This is a genomic window from Streptomyces erythrochromogenes (assembly GCF_036170895.1).
GTDB classification, from domain to species: domain Bacteria; phylum Actinomycetota; class Actinomycetes; order Streptomycetales; family Streptomycetaceae; genus Streptomyces; species Streptomyces erythrochromogenes.
In genome coordinates, this window is record NZ_CP108036.1 from 8,111,153 (window position 1) to 8,123,337 (window position 12,185).

Sequence of the window (12,185 nt, forward strand, 5' to 3'; positions counted from 1 at the left end):
GCGGCCGCCCCGGGCGTTGTCAGCGGCTCCCAGTAGGTTGGTGGGGCCCGCTCGGTGAGGTGCGGGCGCCGATGCACCACGGGGGTACGACGCCATGGATCCGACCACTGCATGGAGGGCTGCCGGGGACCACGAGCTGACGCTCGATGTCCGGAGCGGGCCGAAGCCCGTGCTCCGCTGCCGCACGGCGGCGGGGCGCGAGCTGAAGAAGGTACCGCCCGCCCTCAAGGCCGAGCCGCTGGTGCAGGAACTGACGGCGCTGGCCGCATGGATCGGCGACCACGCCGACCTGACGCTGGCGAGCGTCGAGCGATGGATGACCCAATCCCTGCCGGTGTCCGCGGCGTTGATACGTCAGGTGTGGCCCGACCCGTACTGGCAGCGGGCCCTGCGCCACGCGGTGATCGCGCCGTACGGCGGGGCGGAGGGCCCGGACGTACGGCGTGCCGGGGTGCTCACGGGCATCGCGGCGGGCCCGGCCGGTCCGCTGCTGGTGACGGGACTCGACGGGGAACGCGAGCTGCACGACACCCTCGTCGTGATCCCGCACCCGGTGCTCCTCGACCCGCGCGGCACCGGCCTGCTCGGACGCTGGCACGGGCTCCTGGACGCCCTGGGCGGTGAGCAGGGCATCGAGCAACTGCACCGCGCGGTGTACGTACGCCCGGACTGCTCCCCGGCGCCGGCAACGGACACGGGAGGAACGCGGAACACCCGCGACGGCATCACCGTCTTCCACGGCGCCGCGTACGCGTCCGGCGCCCGGTTCGAGCGGCTGGTCGCGCGGTTCGGCGGACGCATCGGCGGGGAGCGCGCCGGCTTCACGTTCCCGCACCGGGGGAGCGCCTACGGCATGGTGGCCGATCTGCGCCACCAGGGCCCGGCGGCGCCGGTGAGCCTGCACGACTTCCGGTTCACCGATGCCCGGGGGCGGCAGGGGCCGGGGACGTACGACGCGGTGCCCCGGCCCGTCTGGTCCGAGGGGATCAGAGCGATCGCCACCCTCTTCGACGAGCGGGACCCCGGCGAGGGGCGCCCGGCCGCCGCCCTGCCGGCCGACTCGTCCGCCGGCTACCAGTCCTTCCTCGTCGAGTGCGCCGCGTACGCCGCGGCCGGGGCATCGCAGGCCGATGCCCCGAAACCGCGCCCCTCCGCCGACGCACGCCAACTCCTCGACGCGGGCGCGGTGCTGGCCGGCGAACCCGCCGGCCCGGGCGAGGAGCCGCTGACCGCGCGCCGCTACGGATCGCCGCTCCTGGAGGAGGGCGGTTGGTTCGTACGGCTCGTCGTGGCGCGGGCGGTCGGGGCGCACGACGCGGTGGCGCGGACGCTGGGCCTGGAGCCGGATGCCGGCGGGGCCACGCCTGTGGGCAGGGCGTCGGTACGGCCCCTGGACTTCCTGTCCCGGGTCTGCCGGGTGCACCCCGGGCTGGCACGACAGGCGATGGCGCTGCTCGCGCCGCTGCGCACCTGCGCGACGACGGCCGAGACGAAGCCGGGCCGGGCGGCGGCCCAACTCCGCGCGAGCCTGAAGAAGCTGACCGCTGATCACCCCGCGCTCCTGCCGCACGCCCTGGACGAGGGCGCGCGGATCGTGGTCGCGGCGGGCAGCGTCGCGATGGCACGACCGCTCTACGCGGAGGCACGGGCCGCCGAGAAGCAGTTGGGCGGGATCGACGAGTCCGCGCTGCGGGAAACCGTCTCGGAGTTCGGCGTGCTCGGCGTCGTCGACGGGAAGCTGCTCGGGCAGCACCGGGACGACATCGCCGCGCGCACGTCGGCGAGCGAGGCGTACGAGGAGCACCGCAGGCTCGTGCTGGACTGGTGCCGCAAGGAGAGCGGCATTCCCACGTCCTTCGTCCGGGACGGGGTGACCCGCTCCCGGCCGCGCGGCATCCCCGCGTCGTTCGCGGTCGAGCTGGCCGAGGGAGCGGGCAGCGGTCCCCTGGCCGCCGACGACACCAACACGGAGATCTTCCACCTGCTGCTGCGGGGCGGAGGACTGGAGAAGGCCGCGGCATCCGTGTGGGAGGCATGGGCGGCGCCGCTGGAGCGGGACCTGGCGGAGCACCCCGACACGGCCGGACACCTGCGGACCCACCTGCCGGAGCCCCGTGGCTCCTCGGCCGCGGCGAAGACCGCGGCCGCCGGGGCATGGCTGGCGCTGCTGGCACGCACGGGCCTGCTGGAGCCGTTCACGGGCGGGACGCCAGCGGCCTCCGCCGAGTCGGCGAAGGCCGCGAACGCCTGGCTGACGCTGTTCCTCCGGCGGTACGCCGGACTACGACTGCCCGTCGCCGGCCTGGAGCCGGTGGTGGCCTCGATCGCGGCCCGGATGCGCGAGGCGGGCGAGAGGCGTGAGCCCCTGCTCGGGCTGCAGAGCGAAACGCTGGGAGGCGACTTCCGGTCCGTCGGTGTGGACCTCGGGCTGCTCGCCCTCATGAAGCGGGTCGGCATGCCGTTGGACGAGCCGGCCGAAGGCGGGCGCGTCTGGGCGCTCCAGTGGATTCAGCGGCGGGGGACCGACGGTGTCGAACCGGTACTGGCCGACCCGGCCTTCCGGGAGCCGATCCGCGGTGAACTGACCGCCCCCGTACGGGGAAGCCTCGGGTACACCGTCACCCGGCACCACCTCACGCCGTTCCCGAAGGTCACGAAGAAGGTGGCCGCGCTGGAACCGCTGCGGGAGTTGATGGCCGGGATCCTCGACGAGCGTGCGCTGCGCCTGCGGACCGGCGGCGAGGACCGGCTGTTCGCCCTCCAGGACCTGCTGCTCCATGTGGAACCGTTCGTCGTCGCCGGGGCGGCGAGTCACTTCGACGCCCACGTCCGGCTGGCGCTGGCCGTCGAACCGGCCGCCCTGCTGGCGGACACCCTGCGCGCCGGCTGCCTCGCCCACGGGCACGACGGCGACCGGACGGCCCCGTGCGGGGTGCGGGAGGCCACCGCCGACCACGCGCGGGAACTGCTGGAGTCGGCGGACGCCGCCGTACGCCACCGGCATGCGCAGATGTTCGCCGTCGAGCCCGCCACCCGCCGGAGCCGGTACCTCGATTTCCGCGAGGGGACCCCGTTCGCGCAGGACCTGCTGCCCGTCATCGAGAAGACCCTGCCGCACATCGCGGACGACTCCTGCCGGTCGCGGGCCCTGGGGCTCCTACAGGGCGTGCTGTGGTGCGAGACGTGGCAGGCGACGCTCCGCCGGTTCGTCCGGTGAACGGGGCTGCCGTCCGCCGCGGGACGCGTGTCTGGAAGGATCCGGTGGCATGATCGCGAAACCTTCCGACGACCTGGCCGCCGCCTTCGCACGCCTGGGCGGCGAAGACGACGGACAGGTGTGGAGCGACCTGTGGGACGACCTGTGCCACCTGAACTGCGTCGACGACGACAGCTTCCTCGCCCTCCCGTACCTGGCCGCCGTCTCGGCCGGCCGCGCCCCCGGGGCCCCGCACGAGGCCGTCTCGATGGCGGGCCTGATCGTCTCGGCGGCGGACGAGGCACAGGCCGCGCGCTACGCGGAGGAGATCGCCGTCTTCCTTCGGACGGCCGGCCGCCTGCTCGGCGAGGCGGGCGACGACGCCGCGGCCTTCGTCTACCTCCTGCAAGGCATCCTGGCCTTCGAGGGCGAGCGGGTGTGGAGCCCGGGCCGTCTGGAAGGCCTGTTCACGAAGGAGTACGAAGTCGACTGCCCGGCGTGCTCGTCGACGCTGTTCGTCGCCTTCGGCGAGTACGGAACCTTCGCCTCGGCAGGTGACTACGTGACGTCCGATCCGGTCAGGGCGGCACTGCTGCCCGCGGACCCGGCCGCCCTCGACTCGCTGCCGGCCCGCCTGCACCGCATGGCGACGGAGGCGGGTCAGGCGAAGGTCGCGCACGGTCTGACGTACCTCTTCGGCCGGGCGACCTGCCCGGACTGCGAGGAAGTCTTCGCCGTGTCGGACCAGGTCCTGGAGACGTACTAGAAGGTGCGCGAACCGAACGGAGAGGTGTCCATGCAGAGACGTCACGCGGTGGTGGCCGGGGCCGGGATCGGCGGCCTCACCGCCGCCGTCGCACTGCACCGCCGCGGCTGGCGGGTCACCGTCTGCGAACGCGCCCCCGAGCCCCCCACCACCGGTGCCGGCATCGGACTCGCCCCCAACGCCCTGCGCGCCCTCGACAGCATCGGCGTCGACGCGGCCCGGGCCGCCGGCAGCGCCGTACCCGCCACGATGGGCGTACGCCGCTCCGACGGCCGGTGGCTCACCCGCGCCGAGACCTCGTACATGGCGGCCCGCTACGGCATGCCGCCGATCGCCGTACCGCGCCCGGCCTTCACCGCGGCCCTGGCCGCCGCCCTGCCGCCGGAAGCCCTCCGCTACGGCACCACCGTGACCGGCGTGGTCGACGCCGCCGGCCGCCCGACCGTGCGTACGGCCGAGGGCCCGGACCTTCCCGCCGATCTGGTCGTCGCCGCCGACGGGATCCACAGCCCCCTGCGCCGCGCCTGCTTCCCCGAACACCCCGGCCTGCACTACATCGGCGAGACGGCCTGGCGGACCCTCGTCGACGCCCCGGACCTGCGGATACCGTCCATGAGCGAGACGTGGGGGCGGGGGGAGCGCTTCGGCGTGACACCGCTCGCCGACGGCCGGTACTACCTCTACGCCACCGCGGTCGTCCCGGCCGGCACCCGGCCGGCCGACCCCCGCGCGGAACTGAGCCGCCGCTTCGGCTCGTGGCACGACCCGATCCCGGCCCTGCTGGACCGCGTCGGGGGCTTCGACCCCGCCGACGTCCTCCAGAACGACCTGTACGACCTGGCCGCCCCGCTGCCCCGCCTGCACCACGGCCGGATCGCCTGGCTCGGCGACGCCGCCCACGCCATGGCCCCCAACCTCGGCCAGGGCGGCTGCCAGGCCATCGAGGACGCGGTGGTCCTCGCGCACCTGCTCCCGGCCGGAGACACCGGCGACAGCGCCGACTCCGGCGACACCGTACCGGCCGCCCTCGCCGCGTACACCGCGGCCCGCCGCGACCGTACCGACGCCGTTCGCCTCCGTGCCCGCCGCGTCGGCCGCCTGGGCGCCCTGCGCAACCCGTTCGCGGCGACGGCCCGGGACCTGGCGGTCCGCGCGATTCCGACGCGCCTGGCCCTGCGGGGCATGGACGACCTCTTCAACGGCTTCCGCCTCCCCGGTGCGACGCGGGTCACGCCAGGGTGACCCGCATCCTGCGCTCGGCCAGGACGTCGAGAACACAGGCGAACAGGTCGTAGGGCCGGCCGTCCGGCGTCAGGGCATGGGACAGGTGCTCGCGCGCCACGGCGGAGTCCCGCCAGAGCAGCGTTTCCGGGCCGGAGCAGCCGAAGCCGCCGCCCAGACAGTCGGCAAGGGCATGCAGATTGGCGCCGAGGTAGCCGCCCGGACCGTTGACCGCCTCACCGAGCGCGAGGTAGAGCCCCGGCACGTCCGTGACGTGCCGGCCGTCCAGCTCGTAGGCGTGGCCCGGAGGCCGGGCGATGTCCGCGTGCGGGCGGGGCCTTCGCAGGACGTGGTCCAACCAGGCCCACCGCTGCCGCGTATCGAGGCCGGCCCAGGTGCCGGTCGTCCGCGGCACCCCGGCGAGCCAGCGCTCCCACAGCGGCCGGGCCGACTCCGGAACGGGCTCGGAGAGCTTGCCCTCCAGCTCCAGGTCGATCAGATCCGCGCCGGGCGCGGACGGGCGCCAGCCGCTGACGGTGGCCCACAGCAGCAGTTCCGCGAACGGCTCGCCGCGGTCGTCCCGTACCTCCAGGGCCGCTTCACCCAGGTCCAGTGTCGACCGGGTGGCCGTCTCCAGGGCCCGCCGCAGCTCCTCACCCGGGGCGAGCCCGCGCAGGACGATCGGAGGATCCGGGCGCCTGGGCGGCAGGGCGCGGGCGAACCCGCGGCAGGAGCCCAGCCGGCGCCGCCCGTCGTGCAGGAGGACAGGGCCGTGGTGGTCCTCGGGCGGTCCCGGACGGCCGTCGAGGCCGGTCAGGACGAGACCGTCCGCCCCGGGGTGCGGTCCGAGGCTCTCGGCATCCTCCAGCAGCCAGGCGTCGAACGCCCCGTCCTCGGGAACGAACCACACTTCACGGCCGATCCAGCCGCGCACCCCGGGCCCCTCGGGCTCCCCGGGCCCCTCGGGCTCCCCGGGCCCCTCGGGAGTCCAGCCGAACAGTTCGTACGTCTCGCGCCCGGTCTCCCCGAACAGCCCCTCCACCTCGGCGCAGGTGCCCCAGGCGTGGCCCCGTTCCGTGTCGGTGAGGGTGTACCGCGCTCGCCCGCGACGGGCCTCGTTCTCATGCACGACGGGAATCTTGCCCCGTCCCACCCCACCGCCGTGCACCGGGCGTTGTCAGTGCCGGGGCCTACTCTCGGCCCCATGCACAACGCGACGACGACCGATGGGGAAGCGGCGAACCGGACCGCTGACTTCCTGCACCTGGGAAGCACCTTCCACACGTACTACGAGGGCTGGTCCGCCCGCGTACAGGCCGAACTGGCCGCCGGCCGCAGCATCCCGCCGGCCGCGGTCGCCACCCTCAGGCGCAGCGCGCTCGTCTCGTACGCCGTCGCAGACCTGTCCGCGGCCCTCGGCCAACTGGACTGCCCCGCCCTCAACACGGGCGAGCCCTGGGCGGACGAGGCGACGGCCGACGGACGATGGGAGCCGCTGCTCGCCCATGCCGTCACCGCCACCGCGGCCCGGCCCACCGCCAAGTGGGAGAAGACCGCCCGCGCCCTCCTGGCGGAGACGGCCGCCGACCCCGACGAGCTGCGCCGGTCGGTGCTCCGCTGGTTCGGCCTCGTCGGCCGCCCCCGTACGCTGGAACTCACGGACTCCTGGTACGAGAAGCAGCTCGACCCGCACAACGCCAACGCCCTGCGCGGACTGGCGTGGTTCCTGCCGCTCCTGCCCGCACACCCCGATACGCCGCGCGCGCTCGGCGTCCTCGTGGAGACGTGCCTGCGCAAGGTGCCGGGACACGGACCGCTCAACCCGAAGGTGGCCAACGCCGGGGTCACGGCCCTGGCCCGGGCGGAGGGCGAGGCGGCGCTCGCAGAGCTGGCACGGCTGGCCTCCCGCGTGACCTTCAAGGGCACCCTCAAGATCATCGAGGCGGCCCTGGAGGCACGTGCCCGAGACCTCGGCATGAGCCGTGAGGAGGTCGAGGAGCTGGCCGTCCCCGCCTTCGGCCTGAGCGGATCCGCAGCCGCGGTCGGCCACGGCACGTTCGCCTTCGGGGAGAGCACCGCCCTGGTGGAGATCCGCGGTTCCAAGGCGGTCCTGACGTGGCGCACTTCGGCCGGGAAGCCGGTCAAGTCCCCGCCCGCGGCGGTGCGGCGGGACCACGCCGACGCGCTCAGGGAGCTCAAGGCCACCGTCAAGGACATCGACAAGACGCTCTCCGCCCAGGTGGAGCGGCTCGACCGGCAGTTCCTCGCCCGCCGTACGTGGTCGTTCGGGCCGTGGCGGGAGCGCTTTGCGGACCATCCCCTCGTCGGCACCCTCGCCCGTCGCCTGATCTGGACCGTCGCCGGCATCCCCGCCCTCTTCGACGGAGGGGACATGCGCGATCTCGCGGGCGACCCGGTCCGCGCCCGCCCCGACGCCGAGGTCGGGCTCTGGCACCCGGTCGGCAGGGACCGGGAAGAGATCGCCGCCTGGCGCGAGCGGCTCGAAGCGTGCGGCGTGACCCAGCCCTTCAAGCAGGCCCACCGCGAGGTGTACCCCCTCACCGACGCGGAGCGCACCACCGCCACGTACTCCAACCGCTTCGCCGGCCATGTCCTGCGCCAGCACCAGTTCCATGCGCTGGCCGCCGTACGGGGCTGGCGCAACAAGCTGCGCCTGAGCGTGGACGACAGCCTCCCGCCCGCCGTCCGGGAACTGCCGCAGTGGGGGCTGCGCGCCGAGTACTGGATCGAGGCCGACGACACCGGCGACCACTACGGCGACACCACCGGCTCCGGCAGCTACCTCCGCCTGCGCACCGACCAGGTGCGCTTCTATCCGATCGACGCCCCGCCGAACCACGCGCACTGCACCGGCGGCGCCTACACGATGCTGCGGCGCAGGGGTCAGCACCACGTCGATCCGCTGCCGCTCGCCGGGATACCGGAGCTGGTGCTGAGCGAGGTGATGCGCGACGTGGACCTGTTCGTGGGCGTGGCCAGCGTCGGCAACGACCCCACCTGGGCCGACGGCGGGCCGCAGGGCCGCTTCCGGGACTACTGGACCTCCTACGGCTTCGGCGAGCTGGGCGCGAGCGCCGAGACCAGGCGGGCGCTGCTGGAGCGGCTGGTGCCGAGGCTGGCCGTCGCGGACCGCTGCACGGTCGAGGGCCGGTTCCTGCACGTGCGGGGCGAGCTGCACACGTACAAGATCCACCTCGGCTCGGGGAACATCCTGATGTCGCCGAACGACCAGTACCTGTGCATCGTCCCGAAGGCGGAAGCCGCCCCGGACACGGGCTATCTCCCCTACGAGGGCGACCGGACCCTCGCGGTCATCCTGAGCAAGGCCCTGCTGCTGGCCGACGACACGTCGATCACGGACCCGACCATCACCAGCCAGATACGCGGCTGACGCCCCCGAGAGACACCCCCACCCGCGGCGATGCAGTAGCCGGAGGGTGGCACACGGTTACTGCTGGGCCGTCCGGCGGGGGCGCGGCGTGCACGCGTGTCGCGCAGAGAGGGACGATGAGATGGCTGGGAGGGTAGGGCCCCAGCCTGCGGCGGCCGGAAGGAGAGCCCGGAGATGGGAGCGATCGAGCCCTCGCACGGCGATCCCGGAACGGCGCGCCCCGCCGCGTCCGGGCCGGGCGGCCTGCTCGACGTGCTGCGCGTGGCCGCCATCCTCCTCGACGCCGAGGGCAGGATCGATCTGTGGAGTCCCCAGGCCGAGGAACTGTTCGGTTACACCGCAGAGGAGGCGCTCGGGGAGTACGCGGGCCACCTGCTGCTCCACGAGGAGCACCTCCCGGCCGTGCTGGACATGTTCGCCGAGGTCATGGAGGTCGGGGTCAGCTGGGTCGGCGTCTTCCCCGTCCGGCACAAGGACGGCAGCACGCGCATGGTCGAGTTCCGCAACATGCGGCTGCTGGACTCCCAGCAGGAGTACTACGCCCTGGGCCTGGCAGCCGACCAGGCGACGGTACGGCAGCTCGAACGGGACCTGGCGCTGTCCGCCCGGCTCGTGGACCAGTCGCCGGTCGGCCTCGGCGTCCTCGACACCGACCTCCGCTACGTCTCGGTCAACCCGGCGGAGGAACGCCTCAACGGGGTGTCCGCCGCCGAGCACATCGGCCGGCACGTCCACGAGGTGCTGCCGGCCGTGGACCCGTCCTTCGAGGCCGCGATGCGCGAGGTGCTGGCCACCGGTGTCCCCATCGTGGACCAGTACACCGTCGGCCGTACCCCGGCCGACCCGGACCACGACCATGCCTGGTCGATCTCGTTCTACCGGCTCGAAGCCCCCAACGGGACCGTGCTGGGCGTGGCCACCGCCAGCGTGGACGTCACCGAGCGGCACCGGGCGGTCGAGGAACAACGCCACACCGCACTCACCCTCCAGCGCAGCCTGCTGCCGCACACGCCGCCGCGGCGGCCGGGCCTGGAGGTCGCCACCCGCTACCGCCCCGCCCAGGCCACGATGGAGATCGGCGGCGACTGGTTCGACGTGATCCCGCTGAGCGGCGACAAGACCGCCCTCGTCGTCGGCGACGTCATGGGCAGCGGAGTCGGGGCAGCGGCCAGCATGGGCCAGCTCCGCACCGCCACCCGGACCCTGGCCGATCTCGACCTCGATCCCGCGCAGGTCCTGCACCACCTCGACCACGTCACCGAGGGCCTGGAAACCATCGCGACCTGCGTCTACGCCGTCTACGACCCGCACGCGGCCCAGTGGCACCTCTCCCTGGCCGGGCACCTGCCTCCGGTCCTCCTGCGCCAGGACGGCACGCGCCGGCTCCTCGACCTGCCCACCGGCGCTCCGCTCGGCGGCGTCGGTGTCGCCTTCCACACCGTCAGCATCCCCGTCGAGGCGGGCGACCAGCTCGTCCTCTACACCGACGGCCTGGTCGAGACCCGCGACGATCCGATCGACAAACGCCTCGACGTCCTCATCGACGCCCTCGACGACCCCCGCCGCCCGCTGGACGAGACCTGCGACCTGCTGCTGGACACCATGCGCCACCCGGGAGTCCACGACGACGTGGCCCTCCTGATCGCCCGCGCCACCCCGACCCCCGAACAACCCGCCTGAGCCCGGCCCCCGTTGCACCGAGCGACACCGGACCGAGGGGACGGCGCGCTCATGCCATCTCGGCCCCTGCGGTGGTGGCCAGGCGCAGGGCGGCCACCAGTTCGCGGTAGAGCGGGTCCGTCTCCAGCAGCTCCTCGTGGGTGCCGCGGGCGCGGATCCGGCCCGCCTCCATGACCACGATCAGGTCGGCGTCGACCACCGTCGAAAGCCGGTGCGCGACCGTCACCACGGCACCCGTCGCCGCCCGGCTCCGGATACAGTCCTGCACCGCGGCCTCCGTCAGCCCGTCCAGCTGCGCGGTCGCCTCGTCCAGCAGCAGGACCTCCGGAGTACGCAGCAGGGCGCGAGCGAGCGCGATGCGCTGGCGTTCGCCGCCCGACACGTGTGCCGACGACAGTGGACTGTCCAGACCCGCTTCGAGCGCGTCGACCTTCTCCGCCAGCCGTACGTCCCGCAGCACGCGGCGGAGTTCCTCGTCGGTGGCGTCCGGCCGGGCGAGCAGCAGGTTGTCGCGGAGGGTGCCGGGCACGACGGGGGTGTCCTGCTCGACGTACGCCAGCCGCGCCCGTACCTCGGAGTGGCTGTAGTCGCGGTACGGCCTTCCGTTCAGGAGCAGTTCGCCGTCTACCGGTTCCAGGAACCGCAGGACGAGCGAGAACAGGGTGGTCTTGCCCGCGCCCGACGGCCCGACGATCGCGGTGTGACCGCGCCGGGGAACGGCCAGCCGTACGTCGGTGACGGCGTGCGCGGCCTCGGGGCCGTACGCGGCGCTGACACCGCGCAGTTCGAGCACGGGCACCTCCGCCGGTGCGCCGGAGTCCGCCGTGCGTGCGGTCCTCTCGTCGGCCTGCCGCGGCACGGTGTCGTCACCTTCCGCCGTCAAGTCGGCGGTCTGCCGGATGCGTTCGGCCGCGGCCATGCCGGCCTGGAGGGAGGTCACGTTCTGGCTGAGCGTGCTGACCGGCTCCATCAGCGTGAACGCGTACAACAGGAAGGCGATCAGGCTGGAGACCTCCAGGCTCCCCTCGCCGACCCGCCAGGCTCCGACGCCCAGGATCGCGATGATGGCCAGCTGGATGCCGGATCCGGCCACCGTCCAGGCCAGGGCCTCCTGGCGGACCGCCCGGATGCCGTAGTCCGCCGCGGCCCGGGCGTCGGCCACGATCCGTTCGGCGGCCCGCTCCTCGGCGCGGCTCACCTTCACCGTGCGGATCGCGCGCAGCGTGCCCTCCAGGAGGCCGCCGAGTCGGCCGATGTGCTCCTGGGAGCGTTGCTGCGCCTGGCCGATGCCCGGCATGAGCAGCGCGAAGAGCGCAGCGGTCACGGCCACGGCGGCCATGGTCGTGCCGAGCAGCACCAGGTCGAGCACGCCCATCAGGACCAGGCTTCCCACGAGCATGACGGAGCCGTTGACCAGGCCGACGAACGACTGGGCGGTGGCCTCGCGGAGCAGGACGGTGTCCGAGGTCACGCGGGTGACGAGCTCACCGGTCGGGCGCCGGGTGAGGGCGGGCACGGTGGCGTGCAGGAACCGCCGCACCATCGACTCGCGCGCCTCCAGTACGACGCGTTCGCCCACTGTCCCGAGCATGCACCACTGCCGGTACGACACGGCGGCGCCGACGACGAGGAGCACGAACAGCGCGGTCACGGGTCCGGTGAGCGAGGTGGCGTCGTTCAGGGCGTCCAGCACCCACTTGGTGATCATGGGCGTGGCCAGGCCGAGGGCGGAGCCGGCCAGTGCCAGGACCAGCCCCATGGCCAGCGTGCGGCGGTGCGGGCGGGCGAAGGACCACAGGACGCGCAGCCGGGGCGCGTCGAAGGCGGCACGGGGCGCGGGTGTCGAGTCAGCCATGCCGAAAATGGAACATCGATGTTCCATTAAGGTCAAGTGAGTTTCATTGCGGGCG

The 12,185-nt window shown here is 73.8% G+C and carries 7 protein-coding genes; 5 read left to right on the forward strand and 2 right to left on the reverse strand.

The window, feature by feature from the left end; translation table 11 throughout:
* The first annotated feature begins 94 nt into the window (after positions 1 to 94).
* From OHA91_RS37330 to OHA91_RS37340, 3 genes are read left to right on the forward strand one after another with little or no spacing between them, the layout of a single operon-like run.
* Positions 95 to 3,217, forward strand: a complete 3,123-nt coding sequence (locus tag OHA91_RS37330; RefSeq protein WP_328740869.1) for a DUF4132 domain-containing protein — start codon at positions 95 to 97, stop codon at positions 3,215 to 3,217.
* A 49-nt stretch (positions 3,218 to 3,266) separates the two neighbouring features.
* On the forward strand, positions 3,267 to 3,962 hold the full coding sequence (locus tag OHA91_RS37335) for a hypothetical protein (RefSeq protein ID WP_328740870.1): 696 nt from the start codon (positions 3,267 to 3,269) through the stop codon (positions 3,960 to 3,962).
* A gap of 30 nt (positions 3,963 to 3,992) precedes the next feature.
* The gene (locus OHA91_RS37340) at positions 3,993 to 5,204 is read left to right on the forward strand and encodes an FAD-dependent oxidoreductase (RefSeq protein WP_328740871.1); all 1,212 of its coding nucleotides are present in this window, start codon (positions 3,993 to 3,995) and stop codon (positions 5,202 to 5,204) included.
* Here OHA91_RS37340 and OHA91_RS37345 read toward each other — a convergent pair.
* Positions 5,191 to 6,312: a barstar family protein gene (locus OHA91_RS37345; RefSeq protein ID WP_328740872.1), complete on the reverse strand. Its 1,122-nt coding sequence runs from the start codon at positions 6,310 to 6,312 to the stop codon at positions 5,191 to 5,193. The two genes, OHA91_RS37340 and OHA91_RS37345, sit on opposite strands and share 14 nt — an antisense overlap.
* Positions 6,313 to 6,387: 75 nt before the next feature.
* On the opposite strand from OHA91_RS37345, the gene OHA91_RS37350 reads away from it, so the two are divergent.
* Entirely contained in the window at positions 6,388 to 8,595 is a 2,208-nt protein-coding gene (locus OHA91_RS37350) for a DUF4132 domain-containing protein (protein ID WP_328740873.1), read from the forward strand.
* A 174-nt stretch (positions 8,596 to 8,769) separates the two neighbouring features.
* Positions 8,770 to 10,275 carry a SpoIIE family protein phosphatase gene (locus OHA91_RS37355; protein WP_031151873.1) on the forward strand — a complete coding sequence of 502 codons (1,506 nt, stop codon included), beginning with the start codon at positions 8,770 to 8,772 and terminating at the stop codon, positions 10,273 to 10,275.
* Between the two features lie 49 nt (positions 10,276 to 10,324).
* Here the strand turns inward: OHA91_RS37355 and OHA91_RS37360 are convergent, their stop codons facing one another.
* Positions 10,325 to 12,130, reverse strand: coding sequence for an ABC transporter ATP-binding protein (locus OHA91_RS37360; protein ID WP_245240128.1), 1,806 nt, complete (start codon positions 12,128 to 12,130; stop codon positions 10,325 to 10,327).
* Positions 12,131 to 12,185: the final 55 nt, after the last annotated feature.

Bases quoted from the DNA above. Each gene is read 5' to 3' on its own strand.
- OHA91_RS37330 (WP_328740869.1), top strand. From the start codon at position 95: ATGGATCCGACCACTGCATGGAGGGCTGCCGGGGACCACGAGCTGACG.
- OHA91_RS37335 (WP_328740870.1), top strand. From the start codon at position 3,267: ATGATCGCGAAACCTTCCGACGACCTGGCCGCCGCCTTCGCACGCCTG.
- OHA91_RS37340 (WP_328740871.1), top strand. From the start codon at position 3,993: ATGCAGAGACGTCACGCGGTGGTGGCCGGGGCCGGGATCGGCGGCCTC.
- OHA91_RS37350 (WP_328740873.1), top strand. From the start codon at position 6,388: ATGCACAACGCGACGACGACCGATGGGGAAGCGGCGAACCGGACCGCT.
- OHA91_RS37355 (WP_031151873.1), top strand. From the start codon at position 8,770: ATGGGAGCGATCGAGCCCTCGCACGGCGATCCCGGAACGGCGCGCCCC.
- OHA91_RS37360 (WP_245240128.1), bottom strand. From the start codon at position 12,130: ATGGCTGACTCGACACCCGCGCCCCGTGCCGCCTTCGACGCGCCCCGG.